The organism is Gracilibacillus kekensis (assembly GCF_900143085.1).
Classification (GTDB): domain Bacteria; phylum Bacillota; class Bacilli; order Bacillales; family Amphibacillaceae; genus Gracilibacillus; species Gracilibacillus kekensis.
On sequence record NZ_FRCZ01000003.1, the window covers coordinates 421,042 to 441,135 of the forward strand.

Sequence of the window (20,094 nt, forward strand, 5' to 3'; positions counted from 1 at the left end):
AGCTTAGTTTACACATTTTTTCCATGCTTTAATTTATTCGATCAATTAGCATAGTTTGCCGAAAGTCAATACATCTCCACCTTACCGTTGAGTTATCGGAAGATGAAGACTTCTTGGCTAATAACGTTAAATTAAAATGCTAGAAAGTACATTTTTATGTATTTTCTGGCAGAATTATTATATGTATATATAAATAGGGGATTTAAGGAAGGAAGAGTAGGATGGTAGGAAGAGAAATATTTCATCGAGAAGTACAACAAGTCGAACAATTGATTGTTCAATTGGCAAGGAGCACAAAGGATCAATTAACTTCTGCTGTTAAAACTCTTTATAATTCAGATGTAAAAAAAGCAGAGGAAATTATAAAAAAAGATGCAGAGTTAGATCAATTAGATTTCAAAATAAATGAGGAAGCAATTTTTTTAATTGCCCGTCAACAACCTGTTGCAACAGATTTAAGACGATTGGTTGTCGCACTACGAATTTCGACTGATTTAGAAAGAATGGCAGATAATGCGAAAAACATTGCTAAGTCAACCATTCACCTTGGTTCTGAGCATGGAATTCTTGTTCATTCGTCTATTGATGAAATGAAGCATATAGCTGTTGAGATGATTGATCTTGCAATAAAAGCATATGAAAATGAAGATATTACATTAGCTAGAAAATTATCTGAGTTAGACGATATAATTGATAATATGTATTCAACTATGCTTAGAGAGTTATTGGAAGAAACGGCTACTAATCCACAAAAAATACAACATATTATGCAAATGGCTTTTAGTGGCAGGTATGTGGAACGAATAGGTGATCATGCTACAAATATAGGAGAAGATGTAACATACCTTGTCAAAGGAGAATCAACGGATCTAAATAATTAAGATACAAAAAAGGAGTAGTTCTTGACTACTCCTGATTTTGTCTTGTTAAAGTATTTGCAATTTCTTCAGCTGACATAGTTTCATTTAAGGTAAACTCCCCAATTTGAACATACCGACTTAAGCTATTCTCCTCCAGATAATTAAGAAAATTCTCTTCATCTGCGATTAGTTTGTTTTCGACGAGAAGATCAACTATATCTGGCATTGTCATTCCAGCTTCAATTTCAATAGAAACATGTTCGGGCTCTTGTTCCTCAGCAGTTTCATTTGCTTGTTCTGAATGAGTAGCATTATTTTTTAACTCATCTATCTGTTCATTCAACTCATTCATCTTTGCATTCATATCTTCTTCAAATACATAGTAACCTTCATTTTCAATTTGCTGAATTGAATCTTCTAGTGTAGGTGATGATACCGTAACGCTAGGTTTATCAATGAAATAAACAGCACCAATAATAATAGTTGCTGCAAATAATCCAAGTGAAAAAGCCCTAATGAATTGCTTCAATGTAATCCCTCATTTTTTACTAGATTAAAATTGTTTAATAATTGAAATAACATCATATTCATTCATATTTACTTGTTCAGCTATGTAATCCGTTTCATAACCTTGATTATATAATTCTTTTATTCTCTTCAGTATAGTTGTTTGTTGGGAAGCATTCGTACTCGGATGGATGGATTGTTGAATAGACATATCGTCCATCAATAATTCTTCTTCAAGCACACTAATTTTTTTCTTTAATTGATATGTTTCCTGTAATGAAGAAATCGAGAACTGTTCGAATTGATCTTCTATCTGCTTAAATTTATCCTGCATAAAAAATGATGCAATCCATAGAATAAGTGCAATAATAATTAAAGTACATACGGCGTATAACATGACGTTCCTCCTAATCAAAACCAATTTCCACATATATAGTTATACCATATTTAACATTACAATAAAACATATACTTGAAATTTGCGTTGGTATTTGCTATTATATTTTAGGTAGTGATTCGATAATAAAAGAAGATGTATGATTTAGTTTGGAGGGAAAACCATGCGCGTTAACATTACTTTAGCTTGTACAGAAACAGGTGACCGTAATTATATTACGACTAAAAATAAACGTACAAATCCTGAACGTATGGAGCTTAAAAAATATAGCCCACGTTTAAAAAAACATACGTTACACCGTGAAACAAAATAATGAAACAAAAAACTCTTACCACACATCTAATGGTAAGAGTTTTTTATTATCCGATGTGCTCGCTACATTCCATTAACACGAGCACAAATTTAACATTTACTCAAGTAAATTTATCTTTTGGTAATAATAAATTTGGTGAGGTTTAGGTGATTAATAAAATGGAGAAACAGCAATTGAGGAAGGAAATATTGTTAAAATGGAAAAATTCATCAAAAAGAATGGAGATACAACATTCAATTTATAAGAGACTATTCCATCTGAATATTTGGGAAAATGCCAATATTATTGGACTGACTCATTCAAAAGATACAGAATGGGATACGACCCGTCTTATTGAAAAAGCATGGGATCAAAAAAAGACGATAACCATCCCAAAAAGTAACTCTGACACTAATACAATGAAGTTTTATCAATATGCTCCTGGTGATAGGCTAGAGATTACTAGGAAAAATATAAAAGAACCTATTGAGAGCTCTAACAAGTTTGTAGAGAAAGATAGACATGACTTAATCATTGTGCCTGGAGTAGCTTTTAGTAAGGACGGATATAGAATCGGTTATGGAGGAGGTTATTACGATCGTTACTTAGCTGATTACCTGGGACCAACACTGTCACTAGCAGCTGATTTTCAAATGCAACCTTTTTTAACTAAAGAATCCCATGACATACCTGTTCAATTCATCGTCACAAATTTCGGTACAATTTATTGTCAACATACATAAAATCAAAGATGAGAGAGATACTTTAGATAACTAACATTAGGAGGCGTATCTATTATGAAGTTATCTAACGTGTTTTTTATCTTTACAGCAATTGTGACGACTATTATAGTGTTTCGTAATTCGTTTATTAATCTGTTACTTAAAATTCCTTTTGTACGAAAAGTCGGGGTTCGGTTCTCCATGAAAATACCTTATATTCGTAATAAACTGATGGGCTCGATGTTTAAGTAATGGCGTAAACTTATTATTATTCTAATGTGAAAGATTCATGGTATCATTAGGAAAGTAATAAGGATGGTGCTTACATGTTTATTAAAAAACAATTTTTGCAAAATAAATTAGTACTCCATTTGATGGAGAAAGAACAATTTGAATTATTGTCTCTTCCAAACATTCAAGAAGAATACTTATTATGGAAAAGCAACAATAGAAAAACAGATATTGTTAGAGTCTCTTTAAAGCAATATGACTGGAAAAGGGATCTTTCTGTTTCTGTGAAAAACATAGAAAAACAAGTAATTCAAAAAATTAAGATTCCATTATTTCAAAAACATATCGCATTTCATCATATATTTTTAACAGAATATGAACCAGTTGATAATTGGGAAGCACTAGCTTCTTCAAAAGGACATACTAATAAAAGTGATAAATCATTTGTGTATATAAATGGGGAAAATGCTGAAGAGATTGACCGATTTGTGGAGCGAAGCAATTTAAGTGGATCTCCAGATTTAGAAGTACCAAACAATATCTTGGAAATAGAATATCACACACAGCTATTGAAGCAACGGATCAAGCACGTACATAAAGAAGCAGAAAAGGAAATCCTGGCAATTTTTAATAGAGGAAAACCTCGTCTGTCTTACATGCTTATTGCTCTCAATGTTATTATTTTCTTTCTGCTCGAATATGCCGGTGGTTCCATGAATCCAGAAGTATTAATCGATTACGGTGCAAAATACAATATAGCCATGATGGAAGGCGAGTGGTGGAGACTCATAACTTCTATGTTTCTGCACATAGGGTTTTTACACCTTGCTTTAAATATGCTCGCATTATATTTTATCGGTACATTAGTAGAAAGAATTTATGGAAATATACGGTTTTTTATTATATATTTTTTAGCAGGAACAGCTGGAGGCATGGCCAGTTTTGCTTTGAATCCGAGTATTGCAGCCGGAGCGTCAGGTACGTTATTTGGATTGTTTGGCGCTTTGTTGTTTTTTGGAGTTAAATACCCTAGAGTTTTTTTCAAAACGATGGGTCTTAATGTTATTTTTATAGTGTTTCTAAATATAGTGCTTGGATTTTCAGTACAACAGATCGATAACGGTGCTCATATAGGAGGTTTAATTGCTGGTTTTATTGCTTCTGGCATCGTTATGTTTCCAAAAAATCAGGCATATATCCATCAAGGTATTGCTATAATTGCATACCTATTTTATGTTCTTGGCTTGTTAGCTTTTGGTTTATCGAATGACGAGGTGCAATTCAATGAAACTTTGCAACTTCAGCGAATACAGGAATTATTAGATGATCAAGAATACCAGGCAATCAAAGTGATCGTAAACGAATCAATGCCATATGCTGATGACTTTTCTGCAGAATTATTATTTTACCGATCTATTGCTAATATTCGTCAAGAGTCTTTTGATTTAGCGCAAGAAGACTTGGAAAAAGCGGTAAGTCAAAAACCTGATTTTGAAGAAGCTTGGTATAATCTTGCATTGGTCTACCAGCAAAATGAAAATTATGTAAAAGCATTATCTGCAGCCGATAAGTTGCTTGAATTGAATAGTAATAACGAAGAATACAAAAAGCTTTACGATGAAATCCAAAAAAGAGCATCCTAATTTAAAATCGCGGGATATTTAATTATCTTAACAGGATATAATGTTCTCTTCACGGGATAAGTAAACTTATCCTGCCAAGAGAAGTTCATATCCTGTGAAGAAGTTTAAATAAATGATTAATTATCGAGAGATAGTTTTTGGTAAAGTGTCTCTACTTCGTTTCTTTCGTTGGTAAACAATACGATTAAGTGGTCAAGGTTTTTATCAATCAGTATGATAGGCATCATTTGATTCTTTGTTTCAGGCTTGTTGGCAACTGGTAAAATATAATTTTTATACAACCCTTCCCAAAGCTGTCCAATAATGCGTTTAGTTTGGTGTAGAGTCAATCCCTCTATCGGTTGTTTCTCTAGTTGAATAAGATCTATTAATGAATATAACTGGTAATCATTTGAGTTAATGTTCGATACTTTTAACCATTCTTTCCATACAAATTGAAGTTGTTGATTCGTTGTTCTATCAATAGTTTCTTTCCATTCCTTTTGTAAATGCGAAGACGGCAATCGAAATGATTCTAATGCTGTATAAGGAGAATCAATAACATACAAGTGATCTGTTGTCATCTGCTGAACACTTTTTATTTCGTCATTTGGATAATGAGCTTCACCATGATGGAAGGTTATTGCTTGAAAATGACTGCTATCACTCTCTTCAAATATTACTTCAAGGTTAATATTTTTTTCTTGTTCTTTCCACAATCCTTTAATTCCTTTTAAACGACCATCCATAAACAATATTGAAATATCTTGTCTTAAATAGATGGGATCATCCAATGTACTATTTGATTCCCACTTGACTTGATATTGATCATTTCCAGTTTCCTGCAATAAATTCAACTTCGTTTCTGCTGAAGTAAAAGCTATAGAAGAATCTAGAGGGAAATACTTAATCGTTTCTTCAGATCTCTGTTGAGATAGTAATAATAGTAGTAATACCATCATCATTAGAAGGCAAGTTAAAATATGTAATTTTCGTCTTTTTATCATTAAAACCCCTCATTTATTGCGTTGCTACTTGTCCTAAATCTTTCCGCATTAAACCAACTATATTGAGAAGACTAAAAAAAAGTCTTTTAGAAAGAAGGAATAACGATGGATCAAGAGAAACGTTTGTATCATAACTATGATACAAATGTGCAATATATACATGATTATTTGTCGGTAGATAAGAGTTTTGACCTCATCCATCTTGATGTTGAGTATGCAGGAAAACGAATGGCTCTGTTTTTAATCGATGGATTAGTAAAAGATGAAATACTTCATTATTTAATGCGTTTTTTAGCAGAGTTAGAAGAAGGCGATTTAGAAAAAAACACTCTTGAACAATTGATCAAAAGGTATATACCCTACGTTGAAATAGATGTAGAAAAAGATTTGAATAAAGCTTCAAACTTAATTTTAGGTGGTCCCACTGCATTAGTTGTGGAAGGTCTTGAAAAAATTATCATGATTGATGCACGAACATACCCTGTTAGAGCACCAGAAGAGCCTGACCTGGAAAGGGTAGTGCGAGGTTCGAGAGATGGATTTGTCGAAACCATTATATTTAATACGGCACTAACCAGAAGAAAAGTGAGAGATAGATCTTTAAGAATGGAATATACTTCAATAGGTAGAAGGTCTAAAACAGATATTTGCATTTGTTATTTAGAAGATATTGCTGATCAGAAGAAGGTAAAGTTGTTAAAACAACATTTAGATAAAATTGATACGGATGGACTACCTATGGCAGAGAAGACGATTGAAGAATTTTTAAGCGGGAAAACGTGGAATCCCTATCCTACGATTCGTTATACGGAAAGACCTGACACTGCCTCTGAACATTTATATGAAGGTCATATTTTAGTTATGATTGATGGATCTCCAAGTGTAATGATAACACCTGCAACATTTTGGCATCATTTGCAGCATGCAGAAGAATATCGACAGAAACCATTTATCGGAGTTTATTTACGGATGGTACGTTTTATGGCTGTCTTTGCTTCAATATTTTTACTTCCATTTTACTATTTGTTGTCTGCTGAAGCTGGAGTGTTACCAGACGAATTAGCTTTTATTGGCCCATTGGAAATAGGTTTAGTTCCGTTAATATTACAATTTTTGATAGCGGAAGTAGGCATTGATGTATTACGAATGGCTGCAATTCATACACCCTCATCATTAGCAACCGCACTTGGACTCGTTTCAGCTATCATAATTGGACAGATAGCAGTAGAAGTTGGTTTATTTACAAATGAAGTGGTATTATACATTGCTGTAGCTGTTATGGGCACGTTTGCGACACCAAGTTATGAACTTAGCCTAGCTAATCGTGTCACTCGTATAATTCTTCTGATTGTTACTGCTATATTTGGAGTGAAAGGTTTTGTAATAGGTTTTACCCTCTATGTCCTATATTTAGCACAACTTAAAACATTTTATCTGGGATATTTTTGGCCATTTATTCCTTTTGATGCTAAAGCATTTATTAATGTGTTAATCAGACAACCAATTCCACATGATAAAAGTCGTCCGTCATTTTTAAATCCACAAGACCCAGATCGATAAAAAGATTTCTGTTTCATTTTATGAAGGCATTTGTTATAATATCTTAGGTGATATGAAATGGAAAGTATTTACGATTTACAAAAACTATTGTTGAAATTTGGAACGGTCATCTATATAGGTGATCGTTCAGCTGATTTAGACCTTATGGAAGAGGAAATTAATGAACTTTATCAAGTGAAGATGATCACAAAAGATGATTTTATAAAAAGTAGGCTGCTCATAAAAAGGGAAAGAGAAAAATTAGGTGAAGGGTGAAACAAAAATGATCAAAGATTTATTAATAGGAGTAGATATTGGTGGTACTACAGTGAAAAATGCGATCATATCAACTCAAGGGGAAATGATTGCCAAGTGGGAAATATCCACAAGGTTAGAAAATAAAGGATTTTCTGTCCCGCAGGATATTTGGACTTCTATCAAAGAAAAACTTACAGATTTAAATATAGATAAAAGTCGCGTTTTAGGATTAGGAGTTGGAGCACCAGGTTTTATTGATCCAGAAACGGGTAAGGTAGCTATAGCAGTCAACATAGGTTGGAAAGATTTTGCTTTGCAAAATATTTTAGAAGATTTATCAGGTTTGGCTGTATATGTAGACAATGATGCAAACATCGCCGCATTAGGGGAGAATTGGAAGGGTTCAGGAAATCAGGTAGATAACATGTTAGCAGTCACACTTGGTACAGGCGTTGGAGGCGGTATAATCGCAAACGGTAAGATCGTCAGTGGTGCGAATGGTACAGGTGCTGAAATTGGTCATATCACTGTTGACAAAAATGGTGCGCCATGTAATTGTGGAAGGACTGGCTGCTTAGAAACCATTACTTCAGCAACAGGAATTGTACGCCAAGCTGAGATAATGTTAGCAGAAGGGAAAGCGCCAAAATTACAAAAGAGAAAAGAAGCCAAAACAACTATTACAACGAAAGATATATTTGAAATCGCTGCTGAAGGTGATAAGGATACGAAGCAATTGTTGCATCACGTGTTTGATGTTTTAGGCTTCGCTTTGGCAAATATTGCGATTACGACGAACCCATCTAAAATTGTAATTGGGGGAGGCGTTTCTAAAGCTGGTAATCTATTGTTAGCCCCTTTAAAAGACGCATTCGAAAAATACACATTACCGCGTACTAATGAAGCATGTGAGTTCGTTTTAGCTGAGTTAGGTAATGATGCGGGCGTTTTTGGAGGCGCATATTTAGTTTTGCAAAATAGTAATTTTTCACGATTGAACATCTATTAGACTATAATAAATTTAGTCTAACATTAAGGTTTAATGAATAATGTAAATAAATTGTAATCTTTTTTAAGATTTATGAAACTTTTGTGTGATGTTCATCGTCTATAATTAATAGAGAGAGATAGATAACAGGGTTCTATCATTTTGAGGAGGATAATCAATGTTTAACAAAAAGCTGCACATGCCTTTGTATATATTCGCAGCACTATTATTTGGATTAAAAACATATATCGTTTACCGTTTTGTGTTTAATATTTCATTAGATAATGGTATGCAAGAATTCATTTTATTGATAAATCCATTTGTAACTGCCTTTTTTATTTTTATGCTAAGTATATTCTTTAACAAAAGAAGACAACTTAAGTATATAAAATACGGTATTTTATTAGGGTCACTTATTTTATATTTTAATATTGTATTTTATCGAAACTTTTCTGATTTTATAACAATACCGTTACTATTCCAAGGTAGCAATGCTGCTGATTTGGGTGGCAGTGTTCTTGGATTAATTAAATTATGGGATATTGCTTTATTTTTAGATGTAGTGATCGTTTGGATTGCGGCAAGAAAATACGGAGAAGAATTAACAGCAACATTCACTAAAAGATATAAGCGGTTTGCTCTTTCTTTATCTGTGTTATTTTTAGTAGGGAATTATACACTTGCAGAGATTGAACGACCACAATTATTGCAGAGAACATTTGACCGAGAATATTTGGTGAAGAATATTGGTATATTTAATTACCATATATATGATGCCGTTTTACATTCCAAATCTGAAGCACAGCGTGTTTTTGCAGATGGAAATGAATTAAATGCAATCACAGATTATATGAAAGAAGAAACATCGAAGCCAGTTAGCGAAGAAATGTTCGGTGTGGCGAAAGATAAAAATGTAATTTTTATCTCACTAGAGTCAGTTCAGTCATTTGTGATTAATAATACAATGAATGGTGAAGAAGTTACGCCATTTTTGAATGATCTTATTGATGATAGTTACTATTTTGAAAATTTCTATCATCAAACAGCACAAGGTAAGACTTCTGATTCCGAATTTATAGTCGAAAACTCATTATATCCATCACCACGTGGTGCTGTGTATTTTACTCATGCACAGAATGATTTTCATTCACTACCAGAAATGTTGGGTAACAATGGTTACTATACGTCTGTATTTCATTCCAATAATAAAAGTTTTTGGAACAGGGATGTAATGTATGACAACACTGGTTATGATCACTTTTATGATATTAATGCATTTGAAGTGACAGATGAGAATTCCGTCGGCTGGGGATTAAAAGACAAAGAATTCTTCAAACAATCACTGAAATATATGCAACAAATGGAAAAACCTTTTTATTCTAAGTTTATTACTTTAACAAATCATTACCCATTTGATTTGGATGAGGAAGATGCAACAATTGAAAAATATGATTCCAATTCAAATACGTTAAACCAGTATTTTCAAACTGTTCGTTATACGGATGAGGCTGTAGAAGATTTCTTCACAAACCTTAAGGAAACCGGCTTGTACGAAGATTCTATTATTATATTAATGGGAGATCACTATGGTATAAGTGATTTTCATAAAAAAGCTATGAGCCAATATTTGGATACAGAATATACAGATTATCTGCATACGCAGTTACAACGAGTTCCATTTTACGTTCATATTCCTGGTGAAGACGGAGAAGTAATTTCGAAGATATCTGGTCAGATTGATGTTAAGCCTACAATTCTAAACTTACTAGGGATTGATCAAAGTAACGACTTATCATTTGGTACAGATTTATTTTCTGAAGACCGTAAAGACTTTATTGCGTTAAGAGACGGTAGTTTTATTACAGAAGATTATGTGTATGCAAAAGATCAATGTTACGAACGTGAGACTGGGGATTTAATAGATACAACCACTGCATCAGACGATGAAGGTGAAGAATCTGTATGTAAACCGTATATAGATAAAGTCGAGAAAGAACTAGGTTATTCAGATGAAATAATTTTCGGAGATCTATTCCGATTTTATGATTTTGGTGATGAGTAGAATTTAAAGAGGCTTGGACAAATGAGCTTTATAAGATCCAAACGATTTATCGAAACCTTCGAAAAATCGTTTGGATTTTCTTGTGAGGAAAGATAGAATATAAGCGGCGTCATGTCTAGCTCCGAGCACCAGAAACTACGCGACTTCATGAAATCGCCCAATGATAAAGAAGACTTGACGATCGGGGAAAGCAAAGGTTTAGTCGCACTTATGCCTTTAGGCGAAAGTCATCATCGCCTCGCTTTTCTCAGTTGATTCTGAAGTCGCTACGTTTCTAAGCGGGCCTGCTGCGATTTTCTTGTGTATAAGGAAGATATTGCTCAATATGCATTGTGGTAATTTTAAACGAGTAGTGTCCTAACATAATGATATATCATAGTAGCGTTGTAGAATTATATTAGAGTAGACGTTTTCTTCCACTCCTACGGTATGGTTTTTGTACGAAGATCCACTTTGGTAAGCGCTCTTTGCTTATTAAAGTTAGCCGATGAGAAAAAAACGTGGAAAGGGAAGCGAGCGTGCCTTAGCGGTTGCTATACACAATAATACATCAGCTGTTGCATATTTCCCTATATCGGGAAATATATTTAATACACCATGCGTATATGATTAAGAGAAATATTTATGTACAATCATTGTTTTCTTAGTTTTTGATAAGAAAAGGGAAGAGTGTACGCCTAGAAACGTTGCGACTCTTCTTACCTAGAACAAAAAAAGACGCCGTTGTGGCGTCTTTTTTAGCTTTCAAATAGTGGACGAATAAGTTCCCAATATAAAGTTGCGATAGAAAAGAAGCCAAATACTAGTGCAGATATACCTGCAAAAGCTACTCCAAACATGTTTTGAGCCTTGAATTCACGTACAATGGCCATCACACATAGAATCGCTACTATCAGAATAATAAAGCCTAATTCCATTTTTGAATCCCCCTTACATGCGAACATATCATTTTCATTATAAACCATTATCATTATAATATGTATACATAGCTAATCCATTATTATTTTAAAACAAAAGTAATGATTTGTCTATTAAAACTTAAAAAGAAATGGAGTGTATTATCTTTATGAAAGTTGAAAAGCTAACGTTAGGCCCCTTATCAACAAATTGTTATATAGTTATTGAACAAAATGAGGCTATTATAATTGATCCTGCCAGTGATAGTGAATCCATCATAAATAAAGTAACCGAGTTAGGAGTAGTACCAAAAGCTGTTTTATTAACACATGCTCATTTTGATCATATTGGGGCATTAGAAGATATTAGAAAGTATTTCGATATTCCTGTTTATTTGCACGAAATAGAGCATGATTGGTTACTAGACCCTAAGTTAAATGGCTCCAGTTTGTTTGGGATGGGTGAAGTAAGATCAAAGCGAGCAGATTATCATTTTGATAAATCACAGTATCGATTTGGCTCAATAGAGTTAGAAGTAAGACATACACCCGGACACTCACCAGGAGGTGTCGCATTTGTTTTTAGGGAAGATCGTTATGTTGTTGGTGGGGATAGTTTATTTGCGGGAGGAATAGGAAGGACAGATTTGCCTGGTGGTAATTACCAGCAGTTGGAGAAGAGTATTCAAGATCAACTATACACGCTCGCAGATGATTTTGAAGTATTTCCAGGTCACGGTCCGAATACGAACATAAAAGAAGAAAAAAATAATAATCCATTTAGCAAAGGGTAGATAAAACGCTCTGATCCACATTAGATCAGAGCGTTTTAGTCCTTAATGTCCAAATCCAGGAACAAGAATGAAGTTGGTATAGAAAGTAAATCCAATAAAGAAAACAGTACAATAAGCTCCGAATAAATACATATACATTCTTTCAGATAATTTTAAAAATCCAACACCTAGAAAAAAGATCGTTTGTGCTAAGAATAGATATGCCATGGTTACCATATCACCAACATAAAACATCACTGTAAATATACCTGTCCAAAAAGCAAGCATACGGAAAACTCGATCCATTGCTCCCCCTCCTTCTAAAATCACTATGTATCAAACATATTATAAACGAGTATTTCAAAAATGTAAATTATTCTAATACAATGATTTTATTTCTTACTCATTTGTTCATAATATGTATACAAAGATCTGTTTTTATACCTTCATTCTGCCAATTCAATATTAATTATACGTGAACTACCTTTATTTGTTGTTAGTTCCATTTGATAAATTTCTCTATTAATTTCTACATTAAATAATTGAATCGATACATTTCCGTCTGGAAAAGTGTATTGGAAGGGAGGAGAGGTTTCTTCAAGTACTTCCTGATGTAGGGAAGCATAAGCTTTTTGATACAGCATTTCTAAGTAATACTGTTCATTATTTAATTCATTATGTTGTAGTTGATGTTGAAATTGTTGTACCTGATGGAGGGTGAATAATAATAAGATTAACAGGATAAAACTAGTTAGCGGGAAGATATAACCATTTTCATTATTCCATCTTTTTAAAAAGTGTTTTTTCAATTTGTTCACCACTATCTGTCAAAATGTATATTTTAATATCTGCATCATTTTCTGTTACTCTGAATTGTCTAACATTTCGCAATAATTCTTCATGACCATTTTCATTAACTTGTCTACGGATTTTATGATTATGCAGTGAAATAACTACCATGTCTCCATTGTTTTGCAGAAAATGAAGCTGATTATTTGCCACATATACTTGTTGAGACAGTTGTGTTTCTAATTCAATTATATGGTGGAAATGACTAAACATTGGCAATTCTTTCTCTTCACTTTGTTTCCATAGTAAATAAAATTGTGATAACCAGGAAATTAATATCATTAATAAAAGGATAGAAACTAACGCTTCTAGCATAATGTAACCATTTTCAGATTGATTTCCCATGAAGACATTTCGTTTGTTTTGTTTGTTTAGCATTTATCCATGTCACACATCCTTTTAATAGTGGTGGTGTTGAAGTATATTCGATGGTGATCGGTGTACTAATTACATCGTGATAAATATATTTCATTTCATCGGGTTGGTAGAGCAGAGCTTTATGTAGTTCTTCGGAGAGAAAGTAGATCACTGCTGTTTCTTCATGGATTATCTTCTTTTCTAGGAATAAATGATATTGGATGGGAAGTAATGTAAAGCACACAGTGAAAAAAAGCATGGTTGAAATAAGTGTTTCCAGCATATAAAATCCTCTTTGATTACGTTTTTTTATCATAACATCTTCCTTTTCCAAAAGGACAAGTAATAAAGTACACACTTGTTTTGGTTTTTATCTTCATGGTTCCTGGATCACTAAAATTTCCTTTTGATGAAAATTTTATCGGCATCTTTAATGTATCAAGTTCTATTTGCCAATCACTTGGGTAATTTCTTACTAATATTTTAGATCCTAGTCCGCCTTTGCGAATAAGATAACGATTATTCTCTCTTTCAAAATGAAGGTAATAATTCTCCTTTTTGGTCATAGCGAGCTGCTGCAAATAGAGCAAATCCTGATCAAACTCTTCAATAAATTGATGGTATTGAATCGAATCATATGTTTTTAAGGAAGCACTGTAAGAAATGGTAAGAAGTAACGAGGTTAAAGCCAATGCTATTAATAATTCGATCAGAGTGAATCCTGATTGATTAGACTTCATTACCTAGTTATCAACGATGTCGAGATCGGAAGCGTCATCTCCGACTATTGCTATGATACTTGCACCATTATTACATTCCAAAGTATCGACATATTCTCCCTCTAGAACGCTTAGGTCAGTTGGCTTTTCACCATTATCAATCTCGTATGCAATCACTTGATTTTCAACCATTTGCAGTAAAGCATCGCAGCCTTTTTCATTTAATTGACTACTTTTATCAGCTAAATTTGGCACAATCAGAATCAGTAAGATACTAATTACAGCTAATACAATCAACATTTCGATTAGAGTGAACCCTTTTTGGTTTTTCATTTTACATTCTCCTTTTACATTGTTTGGATATAGTCGAACATTGGTAACATTAAAGATAAGTAAACAAATACAACAAATAAAGCTAATACTGATAACAAAATTGGTTGTAAGAGAGTTATCCATTTTTTTAAATACATTTCAATTTGTTGAATTAAATGGTCAGAATAGAGTTTTAATTCTTTCTGCATTTGGGTTTGATTACGATCTTTAATCATAATTTTGGTTAACTCATCTTCAAGTAATTGGCATTGGGGCAAGATAGTGGCATAGCTATAACCTTGAGCTAGGTGGTCACTTATAAGCATGCCATAATGATTGATAATGGTTTGATGTTGATCCGACTTTATTACTTGGAGGCTATCTTTCATCGTTAAACCACTTTGAAAAAGACTCGCTAAATGAGTTGTAAGCAGATATGTGGTGCGCATTTTACTATAGCGGTTATAAATAGGAATACAGAGAAACAGTTTAATTTTAGCTTCTATAGATAAGAAATTTTTAAATAAGACTGTACTAATAATTAACAACAAGCCAGCAATTACACTACCGATCGTTCCATAAAAGACGATGTTAATGACAAATTCTGCTGTATGGAAGACACTAGTTACATCCTGATTGGTTCCAAGTAATTGTGTGAAAGAAGGAAAGATCGTAGTTTTCATAAAGTATAGAATAATAAAGAAAAACAGGAAGAGAAAGAGTGGATATCGAGATAATTTTTTTAACTTTGAGGCAAACTGAATACGCTGTTGAAGCAGTTGGCAACACTGTTGTAAACCGTAAGTAAGATTACCATGATGAACAGCTATTTTTAGAAAATCAATAACTTCCTGATTAAAATGTGTTTTTTCCAATGTGTTAACAAATGTTTCACCTCGATATAATAATTCTTCCATTTTCTGAAGCAATGGCCTTAGATGTTTTTCCCATTTTAATATCTCTAATACGTCGTTAAGGTTATAGCCGTTCTTTAACAATTGTTCAAAACGATATAAAATACGATATTGATCTGTTAGAGATAACTTTTCTTTAGATAGGTTATGGAGCCACAATATAACCGTACGCATAAGCTTTTCTCCTTAAATAGTGAAAAGATGAAAGATTTGTAAAGGCTTTATTCTGTAAAATTTGTTGAATATCGTTTGTATCGAGTATTTCTAAAATTGCAGCACGTTGATCTTTATATTTGATCATGTTTAGTGAAAGCAGTTGAAGCGAGGCGACAGCGACTAAATTATGTTCAATATCTATTTTTTTAATGCCCATTTCAAGTAAACGATGGATGGTGCCTTTGGCATTATTTGCATGCAATGTTGATAACACAAGGTGTCCTGTATTTGAAGCGCGAAATGCAAATTTTGCTGTCGCTTGATCACGAATTTCTCCAACCATAATAATATCAGGGTCATGCCTTAAGGCAGCTTTTAAACCAACGTCATAGGTCATTCCTGCTTTTTCATTCACTTGTACTTGTAAAACATTGTCCAATGGTTTTTCGATCGGATCCTCTAAAGTGATTGTTTGTAATTGATTATTTTCCATAAAAGCTTTTATTACTGCATATAAGGTAGTGGTTTTGCCTGAACCAGTAGCCCCCGTTAATAATATTAAGCCTGTTTTTAAGTGTAACCATTTTTTTATGGTGTTTAATTGATTGGGAAACAGGAATAATTGTTCTATGGAATGTATCTGTTGTTGGGGTAATATTCGAATGGCCAAACTTTCTAAATGGTTCGCAGGTAAAGTAGAAAGACGAAGAGAATAGTTTTGGTTATTATATTGATAATGGATAGATCCTTGTTGTGGCATACGATTTTCTCCAATATCCATCTTTCCGGTGAATTTGTAATACGAAACAATCATGGAATATTGTTGTTTCGAAAGAGAAGTATGGAATGTCCGCTTGCCGTTACAGCGGAAATAAACAAGGATGTTACGCTCGAGAGGAATGAAGTGGATATCTGACGCATAATCTTGTATAGCAGCCTGCAGGATATGGTTGGAGATAGCTGCGGCTTTGTTCAATTAAATGTTCACCTCCTATGTTTAAAAAAAGAAAATTTTAGCAAAAGAGTAGGTCGACGAAGTAAGAATTGAAAGAACTTAAGATAAGAAAAACTGATATATTTTAAAAAGACTAGGTGCATGCCGAGTTTTTCTAATCATGGTACAATACATATATTCGACATCAATCTGTTTATTCCTTCAAAGAAATAAAAAAAGATGGAGGACGTTAAAAAAATGAAAAGTATATATCTAATTGGTTTTATGGGAAGCGGAAAGACAAGTATTGCGATCCGGTTACAAGAGAAATTAAATTTGAAATTACAAGACACAGATCAAATGATTGAAGCGAATTATCAGATGGAGATTCCGACAATTTTTGCTGAAAAAGGGGAAGAAACATTTCGGGAATATGAAAGTTCTGTTTTAAAACAAACCGAACAGGAAGATACCATAGTTGCTACGGGTGGCGGGATTATTGAAAGGGAAGAAAACCGCCTATGGCTCCAAAATAAAAGAAATGTATTCTTTTTAGAAACTACTTGGGAAGAAATAAGCCAACGTTTAATTGGTGATCAATCAAGACCAATATGGAATAATCAAAGTAGAGATAAACAGCAGTTACTAGAACAACGTTTACCTAAGTATCAAGAGGTTGCAACATATATTATTAAAACAGATGGAAAAAGTGTAGAGCAAATTGCAGACCAAATAATTTCTAAATTAGATGCATAAATTAGAACGTTGTTGGAAAAAATAGCAGTAAAATAATAAAGGTGTGAGTCTATTGTCCAACAATGATTACGTCAAATATATGACCCAGAGAATTGTCAAGTATATGGATACACCGAAAGATGAACGGAAAAAGTCGAAAGTAGAACGTGGACACGAAGAAGTAACGGTTTCTAATAAATGGTTCGGTGTATTACCATTCGCATTTCGATTGCTAATTCAAAAAAGAAAACACTAAATTATGCAAAAGAGTCTCAACAGAATCCAAACAATATCGATTTTATTCGATATTGTTTGGATTCTTTCATGAATAAAAGCAGTATCATGCGACACTATTGTAGTGGTAATTATGAGATATTATTTGTGCTTTGCAACCGCTCCGGCTTGTACGCACACAATTCATTTCATAATTACCACCAGAGTAATGTCGCATAATCCGTCTTTTGTTGATCATGTTCGCGCTTTATTAATGATGGATTGGGTAGTTTCTTCTTTTAAATAAAATAATCCTGCATTAATGATTTCTATTATTATTTTAGGTTGTAATCTTTCATGTAATCGTTCTTTTTCTTTATTGAGGATGTCTTGATTGTCTTCTTGTTTGTCAAAGAAATATTCCACTAACTTCAGTTCTTCTTGTAACAATTTTTCTGATTCGATTGCCCATTGCCAATTTTGATCAAGCAATTGATCTTCAACAAATTGAAAAATACGATTAAATCCACTAATCGGTCTAATTATTGGTGAAATCGTGTAACTATAATCGCTCATTACACGTTGCAGTGCTATTGATTCAATCTGATTCATCATATTCGATACGATCGATCCATTTATTAACTGTAAACCTATTGAATAAATATCTTCTTTTTTTTGACTGCCAGCATATTGAACCTTTAAATTAGTTACCAACCAAGGAAGTAGTGCCGATTTATTTAGACTGTCCTTTTCTTCGTATAACATCGTGTAACGAGCTTGCTGTTTTATATGTTGGAATATTTGCTGTAATCTTGGACTGCCATAATGAATCCATTCTTTATTGTTATCTTTTTTTTCAGTGTTTGTATCTAACTCTAGGGACAATGGTTCTCCTTGACGACCTATTTTATCCATGTAATGCCAATAAAAAGGACGGTTCATTAATACTTGATCTAAATCCCTTGTTAATTGAATCGTCATTTCTGTGTCATTTTCTGTGATTACTTTACAATCGTGAACGGTAAAGTATTGATGCAGGAAGCTGTGCAAATTTGTGATCATAATATATGCTCCTTAGATGGAGTATTGTGTTGATACGACTGAATTACAGAAGTAAGGTTATCTAATTTTATTTTTGTTTCTCCAAGTGATTTAGATTCCAGGAAGATTTGTTCCACTTCTTTCTCTAAATCCTGAACATTTAAGTCTGTCAGTATCTGATCTAATTGACCAATAACATTCTCAAACAATTGAATTTTTGTATATAATAAGTTCATAACGTTTTCTTCCATTGTTTGTTTGGTAGCGAAGTTATAAATTATAACATCGTTTTCCTGCCCAAAACGATGGATACGTCCAATTCTTTGTTCAAGTCTCATCGGATTCCACGGCAGGTCATAATTGACAAGGTGATGACAGAATTGCAGGTTAATTCCTTCACCTGCTGCTTCTGTAGCTATCATAACTTGTGCTTGATTTTGAAAAAGCTGTCTCATCCAATCTTTTTTCCCTTTCTTAAACCCTCCACGATAGATAACGGTTGGTATTTTTTCTTGATGAAGTAGCCACTGCAGGTAGATTTGAGTGGCGCGGTATTCAGTGAATACAATCATTTTCTCTTTTGATTGTTTAACAATTTCTACTAGTTTTAATGCTTTAGCATGGTTAGGAAGTTGTTCGATTGTTTCTAATACTTCAATTGCATCCGGATCTTCAGTCGCTTCATTTTCTTGAAGCCATTTTTTCATGGATAAGTAGCAAGCTTCACGCGAGCTGCAAAATTCTCTTAGGTATGTGATCGTTGAGAGTGCCGTCTTTTGTTTAAAGAAGTGCTCAATTTTACTATAGGCATTCATTTCTTCTTCAGAAAAGGACACCCAAACAGTTTTGATTTTTCTTGACGTCCAGTGAACACCAGTATCTGACCTTCTATTTCTTACCATTACTTTACTTATTAGTTGCTTTAAGTAAGGATCTTCGTCGATTTTACGTTTTTGTTCCCGATAGTTGTTTATAAAGTCTTCATAAGTACCAAGATAACCGGGTTTCAATAGGCTGATTAAGTTGAAGATGTCTGTCAATTTATTCTGAACGGGAGTTGCTGTCAGAAGTAAGCAGTATTTTTTTGATAATTGCTGTACAAATTGAAAGTTTTTTGTTTTATGATTTTTTAATTTATGAGCCTCATCTACGATAACCAAATCATAATTTTGTTCTAATATAGTATCTCTGTGTTTTGCTAACTTAGCAGTATCAAGTGTGGTTATCAATATATTTGCATCTTGCCAACTCACGCGTTTGCCTGACGAAGCAGCAGGTATCAAAAATTTTTGATTTAATTCTAAAACCCATTGATTCACGAGTGAAGCTGGAACTAAAATAAGAACTTTTTGGACTAGCCCTCTTAATAGATACTCTTTTAAAATTAGTCCGGCTTCTATAGTTTTCCCAAGTCCTACTTCATCTGCAAGTAAAGCTCTCCCATTCATTTTTTGAATGACATTCTCAGCACATGCCAGTTGATGGGGTAAAAATTCCATGTGTGGTAAAAACTTTGGTGCTACTAATTTATTAAAACTAGCTATTTTCATCGTTTCTGCAATTTGATAGGACTGCTTGAATAATTGCCAATCGGCTAAATGAGCTGGGTTTTGTGTTGCTTCATTATAGTTATTCACAAATAATTCGTCTTTTATTACCGGAACTCGCATCACAAATCACCCTCACATTGTCCATTTTTTTCTTATTGTTG

General features: G+C 33.3%; 26 protein-coding genes. 12 read left to right on the plus strand and 14 right to left on the minus strand.

The genetic code is table 11. The annotated features are described in order from the left end of the window. Positions 1–221: 221 nt before the first annotated feature. Positions 222–881 carry a phosphate signaling complex protein PhoU gene (gene phoU, locus BUC25_RS09885; RefSeq protein ID WP_073201693.1) on the plus strand — a complete coding sequence of 220 codons (660 nt, stop codon included), beginning with the start codon at positions 222–224 and terminating at the stop codon, positions 879–881. Between the two features lie 25 nt (positions 882–906). Here the strand turns inward: phoU and BUC25_RS09890 are convergent, their stop codons facing one another. Next, entirely contained in the window at positions 907–1,389 is a 483-nt protein-coding gene (locus BUC25_RS09890) for an endolytic transglycosylase MltG (RefSeq protein WP_073201694.1), read from the minus strand. A gap of 24 nt (positions 1,390–1,413) precedes the next feature. Next, on the minus strand, positions 1,414–1,764 hold the full coding sequence (locus tag BUC25_RS09895; protein ID WP_073201695.1) for a hypothetical protein: 351 nt from the start codon (positions 1,762–1,764) through the stop codon (positions 1,414–1,416). A 162-nt stretch (positions 1,765–1,926) separates the two neighbouring features. On the opposite strand from BUC25_RS09895, the gene rpmG reads away from it, so the two are divergent. The 4 genes from rpmG to BUC25_RS09910 all read left to right on the plus strand — a co-directional run bounded on the left by rpmG (position 1,927) and on the right by BUC25_RS09910 (position 4,651). Further along, a complete protein-coding gene (gene rpmG, locus BUC25_RS09900; RefSeq protein WP_073201696.1) occupies positions 1,927–2,076 on the plus strand; it encodes a 50S ribosomal protein L33 in 150 nt (49 codons plus the stop codon). A 146-nt stretch (positions 2,077–2,222) separates the two neighbouring features. Further along, positions 2,223–2,798, plus strand: a complete 576-nt coding sequence (locus BUC25_RS09905) for a 5-formyltetrahydrofolate cyclo-ligase (RefSeq protein WP_211619569.1) — start codon at positions 2,223–2,225, stop codon at positions 2,796–2,798. Between the two features lie 54 nt (positions 2,799–2,852). Then, positions 2,853–3,029, plus strand: coding sequence for a hypothetical protein (locus tag BUC25_RS19360; RefSeq protein WP_170862674.1), 177 nt, complete (start codon positions 2,853–2,855; stop codon positions 3,027–3,029). 74 nt (positions 3,030–3,103) lie between these two features. Beyond that, positions 3,104–4,651, plus strand: a complete 1,548-nt coding sequence (locus BUC25_RS09910) for a rhomboid family intramembrane serine protease (protein WP_073201698.1) — start codon at positions 3,104–3,106, stop codon at positions 4,649–4,651. Positions 4,652–4,767: 116 nt separating this feature from the next. Here BUC25_RS09910 and BUC25_RS09915 read toward each other — a convergent pair whose 3' ends face one another. Beyond that, on the minus strand, positions 4,768–5,637 hold the full coding sequence (locus BUC25_RS09915) for a hypothetical protein (protein WP_073201699.1): 870 nt from the start codon (positions 5,635–5,637) through the stop codon (positions 4,768–4,770). Positions 5,638–5,742: 105 nt separating this feature from the next. On the opposite strand from BUC25_RS09915, the gene BUC25_RS09920 reads away from it, so the two are divergent. From BUC25_RS09920 to BUC25_RS09935, 4 genes are all read left to right on the plus strand, one after another. Then, positions 5,743–7,197, plus strand: a complete 1,455-nt coding sequence (locus tag BUC25_RS09920; protein ID WP_073201700.1) for a spore germination protein — start codon at positions 5,743–5,745, stop codon at positions 7,195–7,197. Between the two features lie 57 nt (positions 7,198–7,254). Further along, positions 7,255–7,452 carry a YqgQ family protein gene (locus BUC25_RS09925; RefSeq protein ID WP_073201701.1) on the plus strand — a complete coding sequence of 66 codons (198 nt, stop codon included), beginning with the start codon at positions 7,255–7,257 and terminating at the stop codon, positions 7,450–7,452. 7 nt (positions 7,453–7,459) lie between these two features. Next, positions 7,460–8,443 (plus strand): ROK family glucokinase, encoded by a 984-nt coding sequence (locus tag BUC25_RS09930; protein WP_073201702.1) that lies wholly within the window; start codon positions 7,460–7,462, stop codon positions 8,441–8,443. A 157-nt stretch (positions 8,444–8,600) separates the two neighbouring features. Then, entirely contained in the window at positions 8,601–10,484 is a 1,884-nt protein-coding gene (locus tag BUC25_RS09935; RefSeq protein ID WP_073201703.1) for an LTA synthase family protein, read from the plus strand. 737 nt (positions 10,485–11,221) lie between these two features. Here BUC25_RS09935 and BUC25_RS09940 read toward each other — a convergent pair. Beyond that, on the minus strand, positions 11,222–11,401 hold the full coding sequence (locus BUC25_RS09940) for a DUF2759 family protein (protein WP_073201704.1): 180 nt from the start codon (positions 11,399–11,401) through the stop codon (positions 11,222–11,224). A gap of 149 nt (positions 11,402–11,550) precedes the next feature. Here BUC25_RS09940 and BUC25_RS09945 point away from each other — a divergent pair, with 149 nt between their 5' ends. Then, entirely contained in the window at positions 11,551–12,174 is a 624-nt protein-coding gene (locus tag BUC25_RS09945) for an MBL fold metallo-hydrolase (protein WP_073201705.1), read from the plus strand. Between the two features lie 42 nt (positions 12,175–12,216). On the opposite strand, the gene BUC25_RS09950 is transcribed toward BUC25_RS09945, so the two are convergent. The 8 genes from BUC25_RS09950 to comGA all read right to left on the minus strand — a co-directional run bounded on the left by BUC25_RS09950 (position 12,217) and on the right by comGA (position 16,436). Further along, positions 12,217–12,459, minus strand: coding sequence for a DUF2626 domain-containing protein (locus tag BUC25_RS09950; protein ID WP_073201706.1), 243 nt, complete (start codon positions 12,457–12,459; stop codon positions 12,217–12,219). Between the two features lie 140 nt (positions 12,460–12,599). Further along, the gene (locus BUC25_RS09955; protein WP_073201707.1) at positions 12,600–12,962 is read right to left on the minus strand and encodes a hypothetical protein; all 363 of its coding nucleotides are present in this window, start codon (positions 12,960–12,962) and stop codon (positions 12,600–12,602) included. Continuing rightward, positions 12,931–13,380 (minus strand): ComGF family competence protein, encoded by a 450-nt coding sequence (locus BUC25_RS09960; protein ID WP_084543435.1) that lies wholly within the window; start codon positions 13,378–13,380, stop codon positions 12,931–12,933. Before BUC25_RS09960 ends, BUC25_RS09955 begins: the two co-directional genes overlap by 32 nt. After that, positions 13,331–13,675 carry a hypothetical protein gene (locus tag BUC25_RS09965; RefSeq protein ID WP_073201709.1) on the minus strand — a complete coding sequence of 115 codons (345 nt, stop codon included), beginning with the start codon at positions 13,673–13,675 and terminating at the stop codon, positions 13,331–13,333. Before BUC25_RS09965 ends, BUC25_RS09960 begins: the two co-directional genes overlap by 50 nt. After that, a complete protein-coding gene (gene comGD, locus BUC25_RS09970; protein WP_073201710.1) occupies positions 13,659–14,099 on the minus strand; it encodes a competence type IV pilus minor pilin ComGD in 441 nt (146 codons plus the stop codon). Before comGD ends, BUC25_RS09965 begins: the two co-directional genes overlap by 17 nt. Before the next feature lie 3 nt (positions 14,100–14,102). Continuing rightward, positions 14,103–14,411 carry a competence type IV pilus major pilin ComGC gene (gene comGC / locus BUC25_RS09975; RefSeq protein ID WP_073201711.1) on the minus strand — a complete coding sequence of 103 codons (309 nt, stop codon included), beginning with the start codon at positions 14,409–14,411 and terminating at the stop codon, positions 14,103–14,105. A gap of 14 nt (positions 14,412–14,425) precedes the next feature. Further along, positions 14,426–15,478, minus strand: a complete 1,053-nt coding sequence (locus tag BUC25_RS09980) for a type II secretion system F family protein (protein ID WP_073201712.1) — start codon at positions 15,476–15,478, stop codon at positions 14,426–14,428. Next, positions 15,450–16,436: a competence type IV pilus ATPase ComGA gene (gene comGA, locus BUC25_RS09985; RefSeq protein ID WP_073201713.1), complete on the minus strand. Its 987-nt coding sequence runs from the start codon at positions 16,434–16,436 to the stop codon at positions 15,450–15,452. The genes BUC25_RS09980 and comGA overlap by 29 nt, the downstream gene beginning before the upstream one ends. 216 nt (positions 16,437–16,652) lie before the next feature. On the opposite strand from comGA, the gene BUC25_RS09990 reads away from it, so the two are divergent. Further along, positions 16,653–17,150, plus strand: coding sequence for a shikimate kinase (locus BUC25_RS09990; protein ID WP_073201714.1), 498 nt, complete (start codon positions 16,653–16,655; stop codon positions 17,148–17,150). Between the two features lie 52 nt (positions 17,151–17,202). Further along, positions 17,203–17,385 (plus strand): YqzE family protein, encoded by a 183-nt coding sequence (locus BUC25_RS09995; protein ID WP_073201715.1) that lies wholly within the window; start codon positions 17,203–17,205, stop codon positions 17,383–17,385. A 212-nt stretch (positions 17,386–17,597) separates the two neighbouring features. Here BUC25_RS09995 and BUC25_RS10000 read toward each other — a convergent pair whose 3' ends face one another. Together BUC25_RS10000 and BUC25_RS10005 are read right to left on the minus strand one after the other, a co-directional pair. Next, positions 17,598–18,404 (minus strand): YqhG family protein, encoded by an 807-nt coding sequence (locus tag BUC25_RS10000; protein WP_073201716.1) that lies wholly within the window; start codon positions 18,402–18,404, stop codon positions 17,598–17,600. Next, positions 18,401–20,053 carry a DEAD/DEAH box helicase gene (locus BUC25_RS10005; RefSeq protein WP_073201717.1) on the minus strand — a complete coding sequence of 551 codons (1,653 nt, stop codon included), beginning with the start codon at positions 20,051–20,053 and terminating at the stop codon, positions 18,401–18,403. Before BUC25_RS10005 ends, BUC25_RS10000 begins: the two co-directional genes overlap by 4 nt. Positions 20,054–20,094: the final 41 nt, after the last annotated feature.

Coding starts and splice junctions, on each gene's coding strand:
- comGC (WP_073201711.1), bottom strand. CDS start 14,411: ATGAAAAACCAAAAAGGGTTCACTCTAATCGAAATGTTGATTGTATTA.
- BUC25_RS19360 (WP_170862674.1), top strand. CDS start 2,853: ATGAAGTTATCTAACGTGTTTTTTATCTTTACAGCAATTGTGACGACT.
- BUC25_RS09940 (WP_073201704.1), bottom strand. CDS start 11,401: ATGGAATTAGGCTTTATTATTCTGATAGTAGCGATTCTATGTGTGATG.
- BUC25_RS09990 (WP_073201714.1), top strand. CDS start 16,653: ATGAAAAGTATATATCTAATTGGTTTTATGGGAAGCGGAAAGACAAGT.
- BUC25_RS09945 (WP_073201705.1), top strand. CDS start 11,551: ATGAAAGTTGAAAAGCTAACGTTAGGCCCCTTATCAACAAATTGTTAT.
- BUC25_RS09925 (WP_073201701.1), top strand. CDS start 7,255: ATGGAAAGTATTTACGATTTACAAAAACTATTGTTGAAATTTGGAACG.
- BUC25_RS10005 (WP_073201717.1), bottom strand. CDS start 20,053: ATGCGAGTTCCGGTAATAAAAGACGAATTATTTGTGAATAACTATAAT.
- BUC25_RS09910 (WP_073201698.1), top strand. CDS start 3,104: ATGTTTATTAAAAAACAATTTTTGCAAAATAAATTAGTACTCCATTTG.
- BUC25_RS09960 (WP_084543435.1), bottom strand. CDS start 13,380: ATGCTAAACAAACAAAACAAACGAAATGTCTTCATGGGAAATCAATCT.
- BUC25_RS09915 (WP_073201699.1), bottom strand. CDS start 5,637: ATGATAAAAAGACGAAAATTACATATTTTAACTTGCCTTCTAATGATG.
- BUC25_RS09895 (WP_073201695.1), bottom strand. CDS start 1,764: ATGTTATACGCCGTATGTACTTTAATTATTATTGCACTTATTCTATGG.
- BUC25_RS09980 (WP_073201712.1), bottom strand. CDS start 15,478: ATGCGTACGGTTATATTGTGGCTCCATAACCTATCTAAAGAAAAGTTA.
- BUC25_RS09965 (WP_073201709.1), bottom strand. CDS start 13,675: ATGATAAAAAAACGTAATCAAAGAGGATTTTATATGCTGGAAACACTT.
- BUC25_RS10000 (WP_073201716.1), bottom strand. CDS start 18,404: ATGATCACAAATTTGCACAGCTTCCTGCATCAATACTTTACCGTTCAC.
- phoU (WP_073201693.1), top strand. CDS start 222: ATGGTAGGAAGAGAAATATTTCATCGAGAAGTACAACAAGTCGAACAA.
- BUC25_RS09950 (WP_073201706.1), bottom strand. CDS start 12,459: ATGGATCGAGTTTTCCGTATGCTTGCTTTTTGGACAGGTATATTTACA.
- rpmG (WP_073201696.1), top strand. CDS start 1,927: ATGCGCGTTAACATTACTTTAGCTTGTACAGAAACAGGTGACCGTAAT.
- BUC25_RS09935 (WP_073201703.1), top strand. CDS start 8,601: ATGTTTAACAAAAAGCTGCACATGCCTTTGTATATATTCGCAGCACTA.
- BUC25_RS09920 (WP_073201700.1), top strand. CDS start 5,743: ATGGATCAAGAGAAACGTTTGTATCATAACTATGATACAAATGTGCAA.
- BUC25_RS09930 (WP_073201702.1), top strand. CDS start 7,460: ATGATCAAAGATTTATTAATAGGAGTAGATATTGGTGGTACTACAGTG.
- comGD (WP_073201710.1), bottom strand. CDS start 14,099: ATGAAGTCTAATCAATCAGGATTCACTCTGATCGAATTATTAATAGCA.